General features: G+C 65.4%; 18 protein-coding genes. 6 read left to right on the top strand and 12 right to left on the bottom strand.

What is annotated here, in order from left to right; translation table 11 throughout:
• Positions 1–113: 113 nt before the first annotated feature.
• From ACN9MW_RS28305 to ACN9MW_RS28320, 4 genes are read right to left on the bottom strand one after another with little or no spacing between them, the layout of a single operon-like run.
• Entirely contained in the window at positions 114–512 is a 399-nt protein-coding gene (locus ACN9MW_RS28305; RefSeq protein WP_426165180.1) for a hypothetical protein, read from the bottom strand.
• A gap of 53 nt (positions 513–565) precedes the next feature.
• Positions 566–976 carry a DUF4279 domain-containing protein gene (locus ACN9MW_RS28310; protein ID WP_426165182.1) on the bottom strand — a complete coding sequence of 137 codons (411 nt, stop codon included), beginning with the start codon at positions 974–976 and terminating at the stop codon, positions 566–568.
• Positions 977–1,026: 50 nt separating this feature from the next.
• Complete coding sequence (locus tag ACN9MW_RS28315; RefSeq protein ID WP_426165184.1) at positions 1,027–1,560, bottom strand: DNA-deoxyinosine glycosylase; 534 nt, start codon at positions 1,558–1,560, stop codon at positions 1,027–1,029.
• Between the two features lie 41 nt (positions 1,561–1,601).
• The gene (locus ACN9MW_RS28320; RefSeq protein ID WP_426165186.1) at positions 1,602–2,156 is read right to left on the bottom strand and encodes a PEP-CTERM sorting domain-containing protein; all 555 of its coding nucleotides are present in this window, start codon (positions 2,154–2,156) and stop codon (positions 1,602–1,604) included.
• 203 nt (positions 2,157–2,359) lie between these two features.
• Here ACN9MW_RS28320 and ACN9MW_RS28325 point away from each other — a divergent pair, with 203 nt between their 5' ends.
• The 4 genes from ACN9MW_RS28325 to ACN9MW_RS28340 all read left to right on the top strand — a co-directional run bounded on the left by ACN9MW_RS28325 (position 2,360) and on the right by ACN9MW_RS28340 (position 4,683).
• Entirely contained in the window at positions 2,360–2,797 is a 438-nt protein-coding gene (locus tag ACN9MW_RS28325) for a DUF962 domain-containing protein (protein WP_426165188.1), read from the top strand.
• A gap of 85 nt (positions 2,798–2,882) precedes the next feature.
• Positions 2,883–3,824 (top strand): DMT family transporter, encoded by a 942-nt coding sequence (locus ACN9MW_RS28330; RefSeq protein WP_426165190.1) that lies wholly within the window; start codon positions 2,883–2,885, stop codon positions 3,822–3,824.
• Positions 3,821–4,303, top strand: coding sequence for a GNAT family N-acetyltransferase (locus ACN9MW_RS28335; protein WP_426165192.1), 483 nt, complete (start codon positions 3,821–3,823; stop codon positions 4,301–4,303). Before ACN9MW_RS28330 ends, ACN9MW_RS28335 begins: the two co-directional genes overlap by 4 nt.
• A 221-nt stretch (positions 4,304–4,524) precedes the next feature.
• Positions 4,525–4,683 carry a hypothetical protein gene (locus ACN9MW_RS28340; protein ID WP_426165194.1) on the top strand — a complete coding sequence of 53 codons (159 nt, stop codon included), beginning with the start codon at positions 4,525–4,527 and terminating at the stop codon, positions 4,681–4,683.
• Here ACN9MW_RS28340 and ACN9MW_RS28345 read toward each other — a convergent pair.
• From ACN9MW_RS28345 to hutU, 7 genes are all read right to left on the bottom strand, one after another.
• Positions 4,637–6,229: a glycine betaine ABC transporter substrate-binding protein gene (locus tag ACN9MW_RS28345; protein WP_426165196.1), complete on the bottom strand. Its 1,593-nt coding sequence runs from the start codon at positions 6,227–6,229 to the stop codon at positions 4,637–4,639. The genes ACN9MW_RS28340 and ACN9MW_RS28345 overlap by 47 nt on opposite strands.
• Positions 6,230–6,231: 2 nt before the next feature.
• Positions 6,232–7,488, bottom strand: coding sequence for an imidazolonepropionase (gene hutI, locus ACN9MW_RS28350; RefSeq protein WP_426165198.1), 1,257 nt, complete (start codon positions 7,486–7,488; stop codon positions 6,232–6,234).
• A gap of 6 nt (positions 7,489–7,494) precedes the next feature.
• Positions 7,495–8,079 (bottom strand): HutD/Ves family protein, encoded by a 585-nt coding sequence (locus ACN9MW_RS28355; protein WP_426165200.1) that lies wholly within the window; start codon positions 8,077–8,079, stop codon positions 7,495–7,497.
• The gene (locus tag ACN9MW_RS28360; RefSeq protein WP_426165202.1) at positions 8,076–9,443 is read right to left on the bottom strand and encodes a formimidoylglutamate deiminase; all 1,368 of its coding nucleotides are present in this window, start codon (positions 9,441–9,443) and stop codon (positions 8,076–8,078) included. Before ACN9MW_RS28360 ends, ACN9MW_RS28355 begins: the two co-directional genes overlap by 4 nt.
• Positions 9,440–10,237 carry an N-formylglutamate deformylase gene (gene hutG / locus ACN9MW_RS28365; RefSeq protein WP_426165204.1) on the bottom strand — a complete coding sequence of 266 codons (798 nt, stop codon included), beginning with the start codon at positions 10,235–10,237 and terminating at the stop codon, positions 9,440–9,442. Before hutG ends, ACN9MW_RS28360 begins: the two co-directional genes overlap by 4 nt.
• A gap of 9 nt (positions 10,238–10,246) precedes the next feature.
• The gene (gene hutH, locus ACN9MW_RS28370) at positions 10,247–11,788 is read right to left on the bottom strand and encodes a histidine ammonia-lyase (RefSeq protein WP_426165206.1); all 1,542 of its coding nucleotides are present in this window, start codon (positions 11,786–11,788) and stop codon (positions 10,247–10,249) included.
• Between the two features lie 108 nt (positions 11,789–11,896).
• On the bottom strand, positions 11,897–13,600 hold the full coding sequence (hutU, locus tag ACN9MW_RS28375) for a urocanate hydratase (RefSeq protein WP_426165208.1): 1,704 nt from the start codon (positions 13,598–13,600) through the stop codon (positions 11,897–11,899).
• A 137-nt stretch (positions 13,601–13,737) separates the two neighbouring features.
• On the opposite strand from hutU, the gene ACN9MW_RS28380 reads away from it, so the two are divergent.
• The gene (locus ACN9MW_RS28380) at positions 13,738–15,387 is read left to right on the top strand and encodes a hypothetical protein (protein WP_426165210.1); all 1,650 of its coding nucleotides are present in this window, start codon (positions 13,738–13,740) and stop codon (positions 15,385–15,387) included.
• Between the two features lie 12 nt (positions 15,388–15,399).
• Positions 15,400–16,569: a hypothetical protein gene (locus tag ACN9MW_RS28385; protein WP_426165212.1), complete on the top strand. Its 1,170-nt coding sequence runs from the start codon at positions 15,400–15,402 to the stop codon at positions 16,567–16,569.
• A gap of 15 nt (positions 16,570–16,584) precedes the next feature.
• On the opposite strand, the gene ACN9MW_RS28390 is transcribed toward ACN9MW_RS28385, so the two are convergent.
• Positions 16,585–18,246 carry an amidohydrolase gene (locus ACN9MW_RS28390; protein ID WP_426165214.1) on the bottom strand — a complete coding sequence of 554 codons (1,662 nt, stop codon included), beginning with the start codon at positions 18,244–18,246 and terminating at the stop codon, positions 16,585–16,587.
• Positions 18,247–18,337: the final 91 nt, after the last annotated feature.

The raw sequence follows: 18,337 nt of genomic DNA on the forward strand, positions 1-18,337 counted from the left end.
TTAACAAAATCGACAAAAGTCGCAGCGACCTGGTACGCACCGATCTTGACATATTTGCAACCAACTGGGGAGGGAAGCCGAGGGCGCAACGGCAGCTGTTGGCCGATTTCAGCTTAGCCCTGCCAAATTAGGTCTAAGTCGCCATCGATGAACCCGACAGCGACGGCCTTTCCTTCCTTTAGTTTTGCTGCAGCACCCGACGACTTGCGTAGCAGCTTGACCAGCAACTGCTTCGTATCGTGTAGGCACTCTTCCCAGCTCCCGTCGGCGAATTCTCGAGGAATTGAAATAGAACGAGGACTGGCCACCCACGCCTCATCACATGCCCAGTCCCAGTCATCTTCATCGAACTCTTCGGCGCCGATTAGTTCAATTCCGTATTTTGACTCTGCAGATGCTAGTTCGAAGAGGTTAAATGAGTACGCCACTACTGTTTGAGGGACTTCTACAGCGAGCGCGGACGCAAGCCAGTGCTCAACATTTTCAGAAAATTCCATATTCCATTTATTCATTCAATTTGCTGCGGTAGTCCGGTTCTGGCCGAGGACGGCCTTCTTGAGACGGCCTAATTTCGATAAGTGTCGATATCAATTTCCGCGCCGACGGCATGGATAAAGTTGATGACCGGCGATTCGAAACCTATCGCAGGCATCGAAGCCTCTTCATTTTGGTCAATCCAGAGTACAACCTGAAAGACGCATCGCAAATTGAACGTAGTTTTCGCATCAATGATCTTGGCTGAAAAAGGTGCCAGCTGAGCCACAAGCGCGCCCGACATCTCATACACGTCAATCACGTCACTTTCAACTCGGCCTGCGGAAACTTCCCAGGATGAGTTTCTGGGAAGCGGCACTTCAGGTCGACGTTCCCCTTTTCGCCGAATTGACGTCGCCGAGAGACCGACATGGACCGAGATCTCATCTGGATCGAAATCACCACCATACATCGCGAAGTAGACTTCGCCCCTACTTGTCATGTTTCTTCCTAAGCTCGCACTGTCTGGTAATGGCCGATTGCGGCCTGCGTCTAATAATCATCGAACCGTCTCATTATCGGCTGTAATGCTATCCACAGTTTAGCTTTATCTGCGTAAGGCAAAGTGTAGGCCGGGCTACTCGAGGGCAAAGTCAAGATTTGATACGCAACAGCTCGGGAACCAAGCGCTTTGATGCCTAATTTCGCTGCCGTGCCGCCGTTGAACGCGATCGTTTTGATCGTCGGGAAGCGTCCGAGCAATCCGAGAAGGTCATTCTCGTTGCGGTTGCGAATTGCGCTATCCAGGCTTCCTCGGCGATGTGCTTCGGCGACGACGTCCCACAAGCCGATACCGTGTTCGCGCAGCGTTGCGAGTCGTGCGTGGTAGGTCATAGCGCGCAGGTCGACGTTGATCACCTGCCCCACCAGCTCCCAGAACTTGTTCTGAGGATTGCCGTAATACTCCTGCACCGCCAGCGATTTATCGCCCGGCAGGCTGCCCAGCACCAGCAAGCGGGTGCGATGGTCAACCACCGGGTCAAAGCAGCGCTTGCGCGCATCCTGGCATGTGTCGAGGTTCGTCATGCCAGCCATTCTATCAAGCGGGCCGGGCCCGCTTCCAGGCTTCAGGCCTTGCGGCGGCGTACCAGGCCGAAAGCACCCAGGCCCAGGCCGAACAGTGCCAGCGAAGCCGGCTCAGGGACGTCGGCAGCGGCGTTACGGCCTTCCACGGTGAAGGACACGAAGTCGGCGCCGCCGACCGCGTACGAGTCCACCATCGAAGTGTTTTGCCAGCGCACATTCAGCACATTGTCGGCTGCAAACTGCGCCCACTGTGCTGCGGTCAGGGCGATGGTGCCGGTGATGGTGTAGTCGTAGTCAGCCACGTTGGTCACGACATTGGAAGGGCCGCCGTTGGTGCTGCTCCAGTGGGTCAGTTGCACATTATCGAGGAAGAAGTTCAGGTATTCGTCGAAACCGGCATAGTTGGTGCCGTAGTCGCCCTTGGCGGTGATCGACAGGATGACGTCGCTTTGTGCAGGGCCGCTCAGGTTGAATGCACTGGTATAGCTTTGGCCAGTCGTCGTAATTGCAGTGGTGTTGCTAGCGATTACACCGGCGAAAGCGCTGGTGCTGGATGCGGCGGCGATCAGGGCTGCAGCGATCAGTTTCTTCGACATCAGTCTTACTCCATAGTGGTAAATAATAAACAGAACTGCTCATTAAGCAATATTGATGCCAGAGTGCATGTTTTGTTTCCAATCAATAAGTTAGGTTGAAAGCGAAACAAGAGGTGTAAAAAAATCCGACACCAAATGCCGATTCCTCAGGTGTAGAATCGAACGGTAGTGCTAAACAAACAACCACACTGGAGACCGCAACCATGAGCGAGCAGCGCGCCATCGTCACCCTGCTGTTGAAGTACAGCGAGAGTCACCTGAACCCCACGAATGAAGCGATCCACTGCGTGTGCGTGCCGCTGATCGTCTTCAGCCTGCTGGGACTGATCTGGTCCATTCACCCCTTGCTGGCGGTGGCGCTGGCGGCGGCATCGATGGTGTATTACTTCAAGTTGTCGCGCAATTTCGCGCTCGGCATGCTGCTGATGGCGGGCTTCATGCTGGCGGTGCTGAGCGCGCTGCCGCCGGCTGCGGTCCTGCCACTGAGCGGCTTGATCTTCGTCCTGGCATGGATCGGCCAGTTCATCGGCCACAAGATCGAGGGCAAGAAACCGTCGTTCTTCGACGACTTGCGCTTCCTGCTGATCGGGCCCCTGTTCGTCCTGGGCGTGCTGTATCGCCGCCTGAATCTCGCCTACTAAACCAGGGCGGCGCTGCCATGGCCGGGACTTGCGCGTCGCCGGCCGGCGCACTGCGCCGCTTCGAAGAAACACTTATACTGGCGGGATGCCTTCATCGATACTCTTCATTCTCGCCTGCCTTATCTGGGGTTCCACCTTCTTCGCGATTACCCTGCAACTGGGCGACATCGCTCCCGCCGTTTCCATCGTCTACCGCTTTGCACTGGCCTCGAGCGTTCTGTTCGCCTGGTGCCTGCTGCGCGGCGACAAGCTGAAGCTGTCGTGGAAGGCGCAGCGCTGGACCATCCTGCAGGGTTGCTGCAGCTTTGGCTTGAGCTATATCGGCACCTATAACGCGGAACAGTACGTCGTTTCGGCGCTGGTGGCGGTGCTGTTTGCGCTGATGGTGTTCTGGAATCCGATCCTGAACCGCATTGCCTTTGGCACGCCGCTGACCTGGCGCACCTGGGCTGCCGGCAGCGCGGCAGTCGGGGGCGTGGTGCTGCTGTTCTATCATGCGATTTCCGAGTCGCTGCGCGACGTGATGGCGGGCGGCCAGGGGCATTTCATCCTGGGCCTGGCCCTGGCGCTGGGCGCGACCATTGCGAGCTCGGTCGGCAATACGCTGGTGGTCAAGGTGCGCCAGCATGAATCGAATGTGCTGCTGACCATGGCCTGGGGCATGTTGTGGGGCACCCTGCTGGTGGCCCTGTGGGCGCTGGTGCGCGGCGATGCCTTTGTCATGCCGGCCACGGCTTCATACTGGGGCGGCTTGCTGTACCTGTCGCTGCTGGGTTCCGTGATCGCGTTCGCCTGCTACTTCACGCTGATCGACCGCATCGGCACGCAGAAGGCGGTGTATATCGGCGTAGTGACGCCGGTGATTTCCGTCTTGCTGAGCATTCGCCTTGAACATTACCGGCCGGGTTGGATGGAAGTCCTGGGCATGGTGGTGTGTATCGCCAGCGTGGCCTGGGCGCTCAAGGCGCCGTCGATGCCGGCCAGCCGCATTCCTGTTGACCTTAAACCTTTGAAGAAAGCTTCATGAGCAATTTGACTATCCGCCCTGCCCGTCCGGAAGACGTGGCGTCCATCATGGCCATGATCCGCGAACTGGCTGTTTTCGAAAAACTGGAACACCTGGTGGTGGCTGACGAGGCCATGCTGCATGAGGAAATGTTCGGCGCCAAGCCAGGCGTGGAGGGCATCGTGGGCGAGGAGTCGGGTGAAGTGGTGACTTATGCCCTGTTCTTCCACAATTTCTCGACCTTCCTGTGCAAGAAGGGGCTGTACCTGGAAGACCTGTACGTGAAGCAGAACCGCCGCGGCGCGGGCTATGGCAAGCAGATGCTGGCGGCGCTGGCACGGATCGCGGTCGAGCGCCAGTGCGGACGCTTTGAATGGTCGGTACTGGACTGGAATGTCAATGCAATCAAGTTCTACGAACAGATGGGCGCCGACGTGCTGCCAGACTGGCGCGTTTGCCGCGTTACCGGGCCGGCGCTGCAATCGCTGGCCAAGGCCTGAGACAAAAAAAATCCCTCGCGGCTCGTGTGTGGTCGGGCGAGGGATACTAAACCCAGGTGTCAGTTGGGAGGGGAGATGAATCGACGGTTTCAATATAGTCGCCCTGCCCCGACCGTGCCTCGTCACTTACAAATTCTTACCTGGCTTACATTTGATCTAGCTCAATACATTCTTCGGAGAAACTCCCAGAATGGATAGTCCCGCCTCGGTGGAGACTGACGATGTTCAAAGCTGTTTATCGGGTTTATCTGCGCCTTTTGCTGGACCGCTACACGCGGGAATTGCAGGTGCTGGCGGCGCAGCGGGCCAATGATGCATTAGCAGAGCAAGTACTCACGCACGAAGCCGAGCAGGTGCGCGCGCGGCTGCTGATGCTTTGAATCCCCTTTCCATCCATTCGAACAGCCCCTGCGTGAGCAGGGCCAGGAGGGCTGCCGGCAGCGCGCCGGCCAGCATCAGGGTGTTGTCGTTCAGGGCCAGGCCGGTGGTGATGCGTTCGCCGTAGCCGCCCGCGCCGATGAAGGCGGCAATGGTGGCGGTGCCCACGCTCATCACGGCTGCGGTTTTCACGCCGGCCAGGATGACTGGCGCAGCCAGCGGGAGTTCAATTTCTTTCAGGCGCTGTGTGCTGCGCAGGCCTAGCGCTGCGGCGGCTTGCTTCAGGCCTTGCGGTACGCCGCTGATGCCGGTGCAGGTGTTGCGGATGATCGGCAGCAGCGCGTAGACGAACAGCGCACACAGGGCTGGCATGGTGCCGATGGTGCCCAGCAGCGGAATCAGCATGGCCAGCAGGGCCAGCGAAGGGATGGTTTGCAGGGTTCCTGCGACGGCCATCACTGGTTCGCGCAGCCTTGGGCGGTAGGCGGCGAGGATGCCAAGCGGGATGCCGATGGCGCTGGCCATTGCGACCGACAGTGCGACCAGGAGGATGTGCTGGCGGGTCAGGGGCCAGAAATCGTCAGCAAAAAGGCGTCGCCAGAGTGTCGGGACGCTGGCTGGCGCGCCCGGGGCCGGGGCCGCGGCGGCGTGCGATGCGCCGGCCGCGCTAATGGAGGCCGGGTGGCGCCCGAGCCAGTCGCTGGCGATGGCGGCGAACGGCTGGCCGTGCAGTTCGGCGGCGGCGTTCATGGCGATCATGTCGGTGGCGCTGATGCGGCCTTCGAGCGCGCGCAATGCCTTCCAGGCGGCCGGGAAGCGCTGGGCAGCGTCGAGGCGGTACAGCAGGACGGCGTCGTAGCGCGGGAAGTAGCCGCGGTCGTCCTCCAGCACGCGCAGGCCGTATTGGCTGATCTTGGCGTCGGTGGAGTAGATGTCGATGACGTCGACTTGCTTCTGCGCCAGCGCTTCATAGGCGATGCCGTGGTCAAGCCCGCGCGGCGCGGCGCCAATGCCGTACTGCCTGGCGAGACCCGGCCAGCCGTCTGCGCGGCCGATGAATTCATGCGACAGGCCGTAACGCAGGCCGCGCCGTGCCGCCAGTTCGCTCAATTTGCGCGGGCTGCCCGCGTCGCCGCGCACCGCCAGTGCGTATGTGTTGTTGAAGCCAAGCGGGATGGCCACGCCCAGGCCTTGCGCGGCCAGTTCGCGCTGCATCTGCTCCAGCGTGGCGGGCTGAGTGTGTTTCAGGATTTCCAGGCTGATCGTGCCGGTGTACTCGGGATAGACGTCGATGCTGCCGGACTTCAGCGCGGCCAGCACGATCGCTGTGTTGCCAAGGCCTTGCCTGTGCTCGACCCGCGCCTGCGCCGCGGCGGTTTGCGCCAGCAACTCGCCAAGGATGTAGGACTCGGTGAAGCGCTTGGAGCCGATGCGCAGCGTGGCGCCGGTGGCATCGGCGGCGCCGGTGTTCGCGGCGCCGGCTGCGCTGCAGGCAAGAAGGGCGGCGGTCGCCAGGGCCGGCAGGACTGTGGCGGCGCGGCGCAGCAAGGTCAGGCGCCTGCGGCGGCAGCGATGGCTGGAATGCCGACCACGGGGTCGCGCCAGACGCCTCGGTTGACCACGGCGACGCAGGGGTTGAAACCGAAGGCGTAGCACAAGTCGGCCGGGCGGGCGATCTGCCACAGCGCGAAGTCGGCGCGCTTGCCCACTTCCAGCGTGCCGACCTCGCCATCCAGGCCCAGCGCGCGGGCGGCATGGATGGTGCAGCCGGCCAGTGCTTCGAGCGGCGTCAGGCGCCACAGCGTGCACGCCATATTCATTGCCAGCAGCAGGGACGTCATCGGCGAGGTGCCTGGATTGTTGTCGGTCGCGACTGCCATCGGTACGCCGGCAGCACGCAAGGCGGCGACCGGCGGCGGCGTCGTGTCACGCAGGAAGTAGTAGGCGCCCGGCAGCAGCACGGCCACGGTGCCGGCGGCTTCCATGGCGGCGATGCCGGCGGCTGACAGGTGCTCCAGGTGGTCCGCCGACAGGCCGCCAAAGCGCGCCACCAGGGCCGCGCCGCCCTGGTCGGACAACTGTTCGGCATGCAGCTTGACCGGCAAGCCATGCTCGCGCGCGGCGGCGAAAATGCGCCCGGTCTGGGCGGCAGTGAAGCCGATGCGCTCGCAGAAGGCGTCCACCGCATCGGCCAGGCCTTCGTCCGCCAGCACCGGGATCATGCCGATCACTGCATCGACGTAGTCGTCGGGGCGGTCCTTGAATTCGGGCGGCAGCGCGTGCGCGCCGAGGAAGGTGGTGCGCACCGACACCGGCATGACCTGCTCCACGCGGCGCGCCACGCGCAGCATCTTGCTTTCGGAGGCGAGGTCCAGGCCGTAGCCGGACTTGATTTCCAGCGTGGTCACGCCTTCGGCCAGCAGCGCGGCGATGCGCGGCAGGGACTGGCGCAGCAATTCTTCATCGGCAGCGGCGCGGGTGGCGCGCACGGTGGACATGATGCCGCCGCCGGCACGGGCGATATCCTCGTAGCTGGCGCCGTTCAGGCGCGCCTCGAATTCGTCGCTGCGGGTGCCGGCGTGGACGATGTGGGTGTGGCAGTCGATCAGGCCCGGCGTCAGCCAGCAGCCGCCGGCATCGTGCTCCAGCTCCGCGCTGCCCGCCGCGGCCGCATCCTGGCGGCGGCCGATCCAGGCGATGCGGCCGTTATCGACCGCAATGGCGGCATCGCGGATTTCGCCATAGCCCTCGCCCGCCATGGTGGCCAGGTGCACGTTGGTGATCAACAGGTCCCACTCTACTGCCATGTGTTTTTACTCTTCGTTCGGGAAAATATCGACAATGAACACGGTGGCGTGGCCCGCCTCCAGCGTCCACACGTCATCCTTGTCCAGCACCACCGCATCATAGCGCACCAGCGAGATGCGCTCGCTGGTGCTGGCCAGGTTCAGGCTCTCTCCTTCGGCCAGGAACACCACGGTGGTCGGGCTGCGCCGCTCCAGCGTGGAGAAGTCGCGGATGGTGCGCCGTTCCAGCTGGTGGTTGCAGATCGAGCGCCGCGTCATGACGTTGAAATCGGTGGTCGGCGCGCCTTCCACGGTGGCAGTGACGGCGTTCTCGCCCGGGAAGGCGATCACCGGCTCGCGCTCGGACAGCGCCACGCGCCGCTCGTTGCCCACGTCCAGCACCACGCCGCCGCCCTCGACCAGGGTCAGGGTGCGGTCGATGCCGGGAAACATGGAGAACGGTCCGCTCTGCGCGATGGTGGCCAGCGACAGGCGCCATTCGAACTCGTCGAAGCCGGCGCCCGGCGGCATCACGCACAGTTCCGTGGTGCTGCCGCCGCCGTTTTTCCAGGGCGTGGCGTGCAGGCTTGCATACTGGATGATTTGAGTCATGCTCGTAGCTCGCGCAATTCGGCCAGCGTCTTTTTGAAGCGCGTGGTGATGGCCGGTTGCGCCACGTGCTCCCGGTTGCGCACCACCCAGTGGCCGCCAACCATCACATCCCTGACAAGATTATCATTTCCGCTGAAAACCAAGCATCCCAGAATGTCGGCGGCGTCGATTCCGTCAAGATTCGGGTGGTCGTCGTCCAACACTATCAGGTCGGCACGCTTGCCGGCCGAGAGCGCGCCCACCGGGCGGCCCGCCGCCTGGGCCCCGCCGCGCAAGGCAGCTTGCCACAGGAAGTCGCCGACGCGGCGCTCGCTTCCGGACACCGCGATATTGCGGCGCTGCTGCGCCAGGCGCTGGCCGTATTCGAGCCAGCGCAGTTCTTCCACCGCGCTTTGCGAGACGTGGCTGTCGCTGCCGACGCCGAAACGGCCACCCTGCGCCAGGAAGCTTTCAAGCGGGAACAGGCCGTCGCCCAGGTTGGCTTCCGTGGTCGGGCACAGGCCCGCCACGGCGCCGCTTTGCGCGATGGCCGTCACTTCGTCGTCGCTCAGGTGGGTGGCGTGCACCAGGCACCAGCGCGCGTCGACCGCCAGGTTGTCGACCAGGTACTGCACCGGGCGCTTGCCCGTGTAGTCCAGCGACTGCTGCACCTCGCCCTGCTGCTCGGCGATGTGGATGTGCACCGGGCGCGCCTTCGGCAGGTGGTCCAGCACTTCGCGGATCTGCGCCACCGAGGCGGCGCGCAGCGAATGCGGCGCCACGCCCACTTCCACCTGCGCGTCGCGCAGCGGCTCCAGCTCGCCGATGATCTTCAGCACGTCGCGCGCATCGGTGCGGAAGCGCGCCTGCTCCGGCTTCAGGGGCTGTTCGCCGAAGCCGGCATACGAATACAGCACCGGCAGCATGGTGATGCCGATGCCGGCCTGGCGCGCGGCGGCAATCACGCGCTGCGCCGTTTCCGACGCCTGCGGGTACAGGCTGCCGTCCGGCGCGCGCTGCACGTAGTGGAATTCGCACATCGAGGTATAGCCGTGGCGCAGGCATTCGGAGTACAGCTGGGCGGCGATGGCCTCCATCTGCTCCGGCGTGATGTTGCGCGCGAAGCGGTACATCAGGTCGCGCCAGGTCCAGAAGCTGTCCTGCGCATCGCCCGCGACTTCGGTCAGGCCGCCCAGCGCTCGCTGGAAGGCGTGCGAGTGCAGGTTGACCATGCCCGGCATGACCAGGCGCGCGCCCGGGATGCCGGGCGCCGCCACGGCGTCGGGCTGCACGGCGGTGAAATTGCCGCGCTCGTCCCACTGCAGCAGGACGTTCTTGCGCCAGCCGTCGGCCAGCAGCGCGTGGTGCGCGAACAGGGCTTTCATGGGCGCACCCCGCGCACCCAGTCCGCGGCGGTTTGCACCAGCCGGCGCAGCAGCGGCTCGATCTCGGCAGCACGGTCGGCGCGGTAGCCGAACGGCGCTGCTTCGTCCATATAGGTGGACTGGCACATCTCGAGCTGGATCGCGTGCACGCCCTGCTCCGGCTTGCCGTAAAAGCGCGTGATGTGGCCGCCCTTGAAGCGGCCGTTGACAGCCACGGTGTAGCGCTCGTCGCGGCGCGCCACGCCGGCGATGGCCTCGGTCAGGGCGGCATCGCAGCTGGCGCCGTCGGCGCTGCCGAAATTCAGGTCCGGCAGCTTGCCTTCGAAGAAGCGCGGCACCACGGAAGCGATCGAGTGGGCGTCCCACAGCACCACCTTGCCGTGCATCGCCAGCAGGCGCTCCAGCTCCGCGCGCAACTGGGTGTGGTAGGGCTGCCAGTAGGCGGCCAGGCGGCGCTCGACCTCGGCCTGCGAGGGCTGCTGGCCTTCCAGGTAGAGCGGCTCGCGGTGGAAGGTGTCGACCGGGCACAGGCCGGTGGTGTCCTGGCCGGGATACAGGTTGGTGTTTTCCGGCGGGCGGTTCAGGTCGATCACATAGCGCGACCAGCGCGCCGACAGGGTGGACGCGCCCAGCGCGCCCAGGAAGTCGTACAGCTGCACCAGGTGCCAGTCGGTGTCGGCCTTGCCGCTCGCCGCTGGCGTCATCGCCGCGGCGATATCGTCAGGGATGTCGGTGCCCACGTGGGGCATCGACACCAGCAAGGGAATACTGCCTGCTTGGAAGCGGTAATCCATGGAACCTCCTTACGGATGCAGGGCGCTGAACAGACTCTTGCAAGTTGCGCTCAGGTCGCCGTTCACCACCATCTGCTTGGCTGCCTCGATGTCCGGCGCGAAGAAGCGGTCGGCGTCGAAGAATGGTACCTTGGAACGCAGCTGGGCATGTACATGTTCCAGTTGCGCCGAGGTTTTCAGCGGACGGTGGAAGTCGATGCCCTGCGCCGCCGCCAGCAGCTCGATGCCGAGGATGGTCGCGGTATTGTGCGCCATATCGTGCAGGCGGCGCGCGCCGTAGGTGGCCATCGACACGTGGTCTTCCTGGTTGGCGGAAGTCGGGATGGTGTCGACCGAGGCCGGATGCGCGATCGACTTGTTTTCCGACGCCAGCGCGGCGGCGGTCACGTGGGCGATCATGAAGCCCGAGTTCACGCCCGGGTCGCGCACCAGGAACGGCGGCAGGCCGGACAGGGTGGCGTCGATCAGCAGCGAGACGCGGCGCTCGGAAATCGAGCCGATTTCGGCGATGGCCAGCGCCAGCGTGTCGGCGGCGAAGGCCACCGGTTCGGCGTGGAAGTTGCCGCCCGAGACCACTACCGGGCCGTCGTCGTTCTGGAAAATCAGCGGGTTGTCGGTGACGGCATTGGCTTCGATCAGGAGGGTGCGGCCGGCGTTGGCGATCAGGTCCCAGCAGGCGCCCATCACTTGCGGCTGGCAGCGCAGGCAGTACGGGTCCTGCACGCGCTCGTCGCCCACCAGGTGCGAGGCGCGGATGGCGCTGCCGGAGACCAGTTCGCGGTAGATGCCGGCGGCGGCGATCTGGCCCGGCTGGCCGCGCACTTCGTGGATGCGGGCGTCGAACGGGGAGTCGGAACCCTTGGCGGCGTCCAGCGACATGGAGCCGGTCACCATGCCCGCTTCGAGCAGGCGTTCGGCCATGAACAGGCCGTGCAGGCACAGGGCGGTGGAGGCCTGGGTGCCGTTGATCAGGGCCAGGCCTTCTTTCGCGGCCAAGACCACGGGGGCGATGCCGGCGGCTTTCAAGGCGTCGGCCGCCTGCACCAGCTCGCCCTTCACGCGCACTTCGCCCACGCCGAGGATGGCCAGGGTCATGTGCGACAGCGGGGCCAGGTCGCCGGAGGCGCCGACCGAACCCTTGGCCGGGATGGCGGGCATGATGCCCTTGTTGTACAGGGCGATCAGGGTGTCGATCACGATCGGGCGGATGCCGGAGAAGCCGCGCGACAGGCTGCTGATCTTGGTCAGCATCAAGAGGCGCACCACTTCGTCGGACATCAGCTCGCCGGTGCCGACCGAGTGCGACAGGATCAGGTTGCGCTGCAGCTGTTCCAGCTTGTCATCGGGAATGCGGGTTTTCGCCAGCAGGCCGAAGCCGGTGTTGATGCCGTAGGCGGCGTCGCCTTTCGCGACGATGTCCTGCACGGCTTTGCAGGAGGCGTCGATGGCGCTGTAGGCTTCTTTTGCCAGGGTGATCGGGGTGGGGGCGCTCCAGACGGTGCGCAGGTCGGACAGGGTCAGTTTGCCGGGATTCAGGGTCAGGTGGGTCATGGTTTTGTGTCTCGTGTTCGTTTGCTCTTCAACCGGTAAACCGGTGTCTGACCCGCAGGGTCAGACACCCGATACGCGGCGGTCGCGTGGCAAGGTGCCTTACCGGTCTTACTTGATCATCGGCAGGTTCAGTTTATTACGCTTGGCGCATGCGATGGCGGACTCGTAGCCGGCGTCGGCGTGGCGCATCACGCCCGAGCCGCAGTCGTTGACCAGCACGCGGCCCAGGCGCTTGGCGGCGGCTTCCGTGCCGTCGGCCACGATCACCACGCCGGAGTGCTGCGAGTAGCCCATGCCGACGCCGCCGCCGTGGTGCAGCGAGACCCAGGTGGCGCCGCCGGCGGTGTTGAGCATGGCGTTCAAGAGCGGCCAGTCGGACACGGCATCGGTGCCGTCGCGCATGCCTTCGGTTTCGCGGTTGGGCGAGGCGACCGAGCCGGTGTCGAGGTGGTCGCGGCCGATCACGATCGGCGCCTTCAGTTCGCCGTTCTTCACCATTTCATTGAAAGCCAGGCCGGCGATGTGGCGCTCGCCCAGGCCCAGCCAGCAGATGCGCGCCGGCAGGCCCTGGAAGGCGATGCGTTCGCGCGCCATGTCCAGCCAGCGGTGCACGTTGGCGTGGTGCGGGAACAGTTCCTTGATCTTGGCGTCGGTCTTGTAGATGTCTTCCGGATCGCCGGACAGGGCCACCCAGCGGAACGGGCCGCGCCCTTCGCAGAACTGCGGGCGGATGTAGGCCGGCACGAAGCCGGGGAAGTCGAAGGCGTTCCTGACGCCCTTGTCCAGCGCCACCTGGCGGATGTTGTTGCCGTAGTCGACCACCTTGGCGCCCAGCGCCTGGAAGTCCAGCATGGCCTGCACGTGCACGGCGCAGGAAGCGGCTGCCGCGTCGACCAGGCGCGCATGCTGCGCCGCGTCGGCCTGAGCCGCCTTCCACTGCGCGACGCTCCAGCCTTGCGGCAGGTAGCCGTTGACCAGGTCGTGGGCCGAAGTCTGGTCGGTCACCAGGTCCGGCACCAGGCCGCCGGCCTTGGCGCGGCGCACCAGTTCCGGCAGCACGTCGGCCGCGTTGCCCAAGAGGCCGATGGAAATGGCGTCGCCGTTGGCCTGGTGCTGCTTGATCATCTCGATCGCTGCATCGATGCTGGCGGCCTGCTTGTCCAGGTAGCGGGTGCGCAGGCGGAAATCGATGGAGGACTGCTGGCATTCGATGTTGAGCGAGACGGCGCCGGCAAAGGTGGCGGCCAGCGGCTGCGCGCCGCCCATGCCGCCCAGGCCGGCGGTCAGCACCCAGCGCCCTTTCAGGTCGCCGCCGAAGTGCTGGCGGCCCGCTTCGGCGAAGGTTTCGTAGGTGCCCTGCACGATGCCCTGGGTGCCGATATAGATCCAGGAACCGGCCGTCATCTGGCCGTACATGAACAGGCCCTGGCGGTCGAGCTCGTTGAAATGCTCCCAGTTGGCCCATTTCGGCACCAGGTTGGAATTGGCCAGCAGCACGCGCGGCGCGTCTTCGTGGGTCTGGAACACGCCGACCGGCTTGCCGGACTGGATCAAGAGGGTTTCATTGGCTTCCAGCTTTTTCAGGGAAGCGAGGATCTGGTCGAAGCACGCCCAGTTGCGGGCCGCGCGGCCGATGCCGCCGTACACCACCAGGTGTTGCGGGTTCTCCGCCACTTCCTTGTCCAGGTTGTTCTGCAGCATGCGGTAGGCCGCTTCCGCGCCCCAGGTTTTGCAAGTCATTTCCGGGCCGCGCGGGGCGCGGATGTCGCGGGTGGCGTCGTAGCGGGGATCGTTGGCAAGGCTGGTAGGCATGGCGGCTCCTTGAATGGTTGATGGCGCCACTCTAAGTTGTATATACAAGCCAGTCAACTGATTTTTAGCGGCTTGCAGAGTCAATAGTTAGTAAGTACACTACTTTTCTTTCACGTTTACAATTCTCGCCCGGCGCCATGCTTCTCGACCACCCCGACTTCCCTTTGATCGACCTGGCGGGTGAAGCTGCGGCGCAGGCCTACCAGCTGATCCTGGCCGGCCAGCCCGTGCCCTTCACGCTATACCAGCGCGACCACGTTGGCCAGGCGCGCAGCACGCAGCCGCGCGGGGCGCTGGCCGAAGTGCGCGCCCAGCTGCACGGCGCCGGCGCCACCAGCCAGGTGCTGCTGTTCGAGATGAATGCGCGCTTCGACGATTGCCCGTCCGAGCGCGCCCTGTTCGTGGAATTCGGCGCCGCCAGCGGGCTGCTGCACGGCCTGGTGCTGGCCCTGCCCTATACCACCAACCCCCAGCGGCGCTGCATTCCGGGCATGATCCAGCTGCAGCGCTGCCCGCCAGGCCTGCGTCAACTGGCCGACGACCTGCTGCCGCGCTTTACGCGCGCCCTGCGCAAGAGCCCCCACGGCCGCGCATGGGAGCAGGCGCGCGAATACGACCGTCTGGCAGCGCCGTCGCTGGAAGCGTTCGAAGCGACCCGGCGCGCGGTCGATGCCCTCTGCCCTGCGCTGCGCGCCGACGACCCGGCCGCCGACAGCAATGCGCTGGCCAGCCGCCACCTCGACGCGCTGGTGGAACGCTACCCCTTCGAACACGGCATTGCCTATCGCAAGGCGCTGTACCAGCTCGGGCTGGACCTGTCGGCCGCCAGCCTGCTGCGCATCGACAACCTGCTGGAGCAACTGCAGCCCAGGCTGGAGGTCAGCGAAGCGCAATTCCTGGCGCATCCGGCCAACCGCAATTTTCTGCATGTGCTGGCGTTCTACATCGGCACCGTGGTGGCGCAGGAGTCGGGCGCGCGCATCGATTGGTTCACGGCGCGGCAGTTGCAGCAGGCCCACGCGATCGCGGTCGACGCCGTCGGCCAGCCGCGCCTGGCGCTGGCCGGACTGCTCAACAAGAGCGAGGTCTACTTCCCGCTGCACATGCTGCTGGACCGCCTGTTCGGGCCATGCAGCGGGGCCCAGTTCCGCGCCACGGTCAAAGAGCTGGGGCGCATGGCCGCCGCCTCGCGCGCGCCGCGCCTGCAGGACGATATGGAGCATGTGCAGCGCCGCATCGACCTGGCGCGCAGCAGCGATCCCGACTACCTGGTGCCGGAGCGCCCGTCCTGGGTCGACGGCGACAGCATCGAGCTGTGGTTCCAGAACGTCGGCGCCCTGTTCCTCGGCGGCCGCCTGGTATGGGGCCAGATCACCCAGGCCAACAGCCTGATGTGGCGGGAAGGCGACGCCAACTGCCCGGGCGAGGTGCTGTACGACCTGCGCGGCATCCCGACCGGCGCAGAGCTGGGGCCGATTGCCAGCACTATTTACGACTACAAGGGCACGCGCCCGCTGGACCACCGGCTGGCCTTCCTGTCCGACCACCTGATGCACGAGAGGACGCGCAGCTTCGGCCTGCCGCTGCCCTTGCGCCTGTCAAGCTCGGACTTGCGCCTGACCACCATCTTTTTCGACCGCAAGCACCTGCCTGGCGGCTACCTGCAAAGCGGCCTGGTGCCGCTGCTGATCCACGACGCTTATCCCGGCATCGTGACCGTGCTGCCGGAGCGTTTCTGGACGGTCGAAGTCCAAGCCCATGCCCGCCGCAATGGCTGGCCGGTATAAGGCAAGCTCACCATGACCATCTGGCACACCCTCGGCATTGCGCCGACCAGCGACACGCGCGCCATCAAGCTGGCTTACGCGGCCCGCCTCAAGCAGATCGACCCGGAGCAAGACCTGGCCGGCTTCCAGTCCTTGCGCGAAGCGTACGAGCAGGCGCTGGCCACGCCGCAGGAGCAGGCGCCGGCGGCCGGCGATTTTCCGGCACTGCTGGCATTCGATAGCATCGGCGCGGCCCCAGTGCCACTGGTGCCGCCCCTGCCGCCGCCGCGGCCGCGGCGCCAGCCGCCGGCAGCGGCCCGCCCGCCGTTCTCCAGCCTGCCGGCCCTGCCCGAACTGCCGCTGGACGCGCCGCTGGCGCAGCCGCTGGTGCTCGACCTGGAGCCCGAGAGCGAGGCCGCGCTGGCGCAGCAGCACAGCCAGCGCTGGCTGCCCGGCCCGCGTCCCCAATCGTATGCCACCGCGCGCCCGCAACTGCGCCCCGGCCCCCAGCCGCCGGCGCCGGAGGCGGCAGCGGCCATGCTGTGCCAGGCGCTGGAGCACTTGCCGGCGGAGCAGCGCGGGGCCGAACTGGCGCGCCGCTACCGGCAGCCGGGCTGGGGCAACGGCGCCTTCCGCGCGGGTCTGGAAACGGCCATCGTGCGCGCGCTGGAAGAAGATTTCGAACAGCGCTGGCAGCTGGTGCCGGCCTTCTCCGGCGCCCTGGCCTGGACTTCGCGCGGGGGCGAGGACTTGCCGGACCAGGCGGCCATCCAGCGCCTGCTCAATCGCTACGTCGCGCGCAAATGGCGGCGCCAGTTCGACCAGTGGTCGCAGGAAGACCCGATGGTGCGGGCCTTGCTGCTGGTGTCCGGTCCGGTCGACGAGGCGCGCTTCACCACGTTTGCCCGCCACCGCAGCCACGTGGAGGGCATGCAGGAAGTATTGCGGCACCTGGCGAAAACCCCGTTCCTGGCCGACTACGAATTCAACGCCGCTGCCGTCCGGTGGTGGACGGACTACTGCCGCAATGCGCCGCCCGCAGCCGCGCCCGCAACAGCCAAGGCCAGGCCGGCCGCCGCGCGCGATGCCTGGCAGCCGCGCCAACGCTGGTACACCGGCCTGTCGTTCAACAAGGTGCTGCTGGTATTGCTTGTGCTGCTGTTCTGGATCGCCAGGCTCGCCGACTACGTCCGCACGAGCTGAGCGCGGCCGGCGCGCTTACTTGCGGAACACCTGCTTGCCGCCGACCCAGGTTTGCAGCACGCCGATCTTGCCGATTTCTTCGGCCGGCACCTGGAACAGGTCGCGGTCGGTGACGATGAAGTCGGCCCACTTGCCTCGCTCCAGCGAACCGACCGACTGCTCCTGGTGCGCCGCCCAGGCCGCGTCCAGCGTGAAGCAGCGCAAGGCTTCGGTCAGCGTCATGGCTTGCTCCTTGTGCCAGCCGCCGTTCGGCATGCCTTGCATGTCCTGGCGCGTGACGGCAGCGTGGATGCCTTGCAGCGGATTGGGCGACTCGATCGGGAAATCGGAACCGCAGGCAATGCGGCTGCCCTGCTTGAGGAAGGTGCGCCAGGCATAGGCGCCCTTGATGCGCTCAGGGCCGACGCGCTGCTCCGCCATGTTCTGGTCGGAGGTGGCATGGGTCGGCTGCATCGACGGCACGATGGCCAGCTGCTTGAAGCGCGGGATGTCGGCCGGCTGCACCACCTGCGCGTGCTCGATGCGGTGCCGTTTGGCCGCCAGCGGGTACTGCTTGCCCAGTTGCGCGAAGCTGTCGAGGATCTGCTTGTTGCCAGCGTCGCCGATGGCGTGCACATTGACCTGGTAGCCGGCCTTCATGGCCTTTTCCATCTTGGCGCGGATGGCGGCGTCGCTGTTGAACAGCAGGCCGCGCGTGTAAGGTGCGTCGCTGTAGGGGTGGACCAGGGCTGCGCCGCGGCTGCCCAGCGCACCGTCCGAATACAGCTTGACGGCTGCCAGCGCGTAATGGCCGTCGGCGTATGAAGGCAGCGGGCCGTTCTTCGACAATTGCTCGAAGTCGGGGCCCACGTCGCCGATCATGGCGTACACGCGGGTGGTCAGCTTGCCCTGGTCGGCGTACTCGCGGAACAGGCGGTCGGCGCCCGCGTCGATGCCGGCATCGTGCACGCTGGTCAGGCCGACGCTGGAGAGGATGCCCAGCGCGCCATCGAGCATGGCGCGCGCTTCGGCCTCGCTTGGTTTCGGCAGCACCTTGTAGACGAATTCCATCGCCGTGTCGACCAGGATGCCGGTGGCGTTGCCGCTGGCATCGCGTTCGATCTTGCCGCCTTCGGGATCTTTCGTGTCTTTCGTAATGCCGGCCGCTTCCAGCGCTTTGCTGTTGACCCACATGGCGTGGCCGTCGACGCGCTCCATGGCGGCCGGGCGGTCGCTCACCACGGCATCGAGTTCGGCCACGTTCGGGAAACGGCCCAGTTTCCAGGTTTCCTGGTTCCAGCCCTTGCCGATCACCCATTTGCGCTGCGGGTTGGCTTGCGCGAACGTGGCGACCGAGGCTTGCGCCGCCTGCAGCGAGGCCGGGCTGTACAAGTCGACGCTGGTGGCGACTTCACCCAGGCCGAAAACGTGGCCATGGGCGTCGATCAGGCCTGGCAGCACGGTCTTTCCCTGCACGTCGATGCGCTTGAAACCCTTGGCCCGCGCTGCTACTTCGCGCGCGCTGCCGACTGCCACCAGCTTGCCGCTGTCGTCGAAGGCCAGCGCCTGGAACCGCAGCAGCTTGCCTTTTGCGTTGAGCGTGTAGCCGTTGGCATTCTCGATCATGGTGCCGGCGTTGGCGCTTGTGGCGGCGGCCAGCGCGGCGGTCAGCAGGGTGCGGCGGAAGTGCATGGGCATGTCCTTTCGAATTTGAAAGCAAGATTTTTTCCGTAGCAGAGTGTACCCGCAGACTCGCTTGCATTAAAGAGCAAGATTCGGGATGTGGCGG

It is taken from the genome of Pseudoduganella sp. R-34, from assembly GCF_049904655.1.
Lineage (GTDB): Bacteria > Pseudomonadota > Gammaproteobacteria > Burkholderiales > Burkholderiaceae_D > Rugamonas.

Coding starts and splice junctions, on each gene's coding strand:
- ACN9MW_RS28305 (WP_426165180.1), bottom strand. CDS start 512: ATGAATAAATGGAATATGGAATTTTCTGAAAATGTTGAGCACTGGCTT.
- ACN9MW_RS28310 (WP_426165182.1), bottom strand. CDS start 976: ATGACAAGTAGGGGCGAAGTCTACTTCGCGATGTATGGTGGTGATTTC.
- ACN9MW_RS28315 (WP_426165184.1), bottom strand. CDS start 1,560: ATGACGAACCTCGACACATGCCAGGATGCGCGCAAGCGCTGCTTTGAC.
- ACN9MW_RS28320 (WP_426165186.1), bottom strand. CDS start 2,156: ATGTCGAAGAAACTGATCGCTGCAGCCCTGATCGCCGCCGCATCCAGC.
- ACN9MW_RS28325 (WP_426165188.1), top strand. CDS start 2,360: ATGAGCGAGCAGCGCGCCATCGTCACCCTGCTGTTGAAGTACAGCGAG.
- ACN9MW_RS28330 (WP_426165190.1), top strand. CDS start 2,883: ATGCCTTCATCGATACTCTTCATTCTCGCCTGCCTTATCTGGGGTTCC.
- ACN9MW_RS28335 (WP_426165192.1), top strand. CDS start 3,821: ATGAGCAATTTGACTATCCGCCCTGCCCGTCCGGAAGACGTGGCGTCC.
- ACN9MW_RS28340 (WP_426165194.1), top strand. CDS start 4,525: ATGTTCAAAGCTGTTTATCGGGTTTATCTGCGCCTTTTGCTGGACCGC.
- hutI (WP_426165198.1), bottom strand. CDS start 7,488: ATGGCAGTAGAGTGGGACCTGTTGATCACCAACGTGCACCTGGCCACC.
- ACN9MW_RS28355 (WP_426165200.1), bottom strand. CDS start 8,079: ATGACTCAAATCATCCAGTATGCAAGCCTGCACGCCACGCCCTGGAAA.
- ACN9MW_RS28360 (WP_426165202.1), bottom strand. CDS start 9,443: ATGAAAGCCCTGTTCGCGCACCACGCGCTGCTGGCCGACGGCTGGCGC.
- hutG (WP_426165204.1), bottom strand. CDS start 10,237: ATGGATTACCGCTTCCAAGCAGGCAGTATTCCCTTGCTGGTGTCGATG.
- hutH (WP_426165206.1), bottom strand. CDS start 11,788: ATGACCCACCTGACCCTGAATCCCGGCAAACTGACCCTGTCCGACCTG.
- hutU (WP_426165208.1), bottom strand. CDS start 13,600: ATGCCTACCAGCCTTGCCAACGATCCCCGCTACGACGCCACCCGCGAC.
- ACN9MW_RS28380 (WP_426165210.1), top strand. CDS start 13,738: ATGCTTCTCGACCACCCCGACTTCCCTTTGATCGACCTGGCGGGTGAA.
- ACN9MW_RS28385 (WP_426165212.1), top strand. CDS start 15,400: ATGACCATCTGGCACACCCTCGGCATTGCGCCGACCAGCGACACGCGC.
- ACN9MW_RS28390 (WP_426165214.1), bottom strand. CDS start 18,246: ATGCCCATGCACTTCCGCCGCACCCTGCTGACCGCCGCGCTGGCCGCC.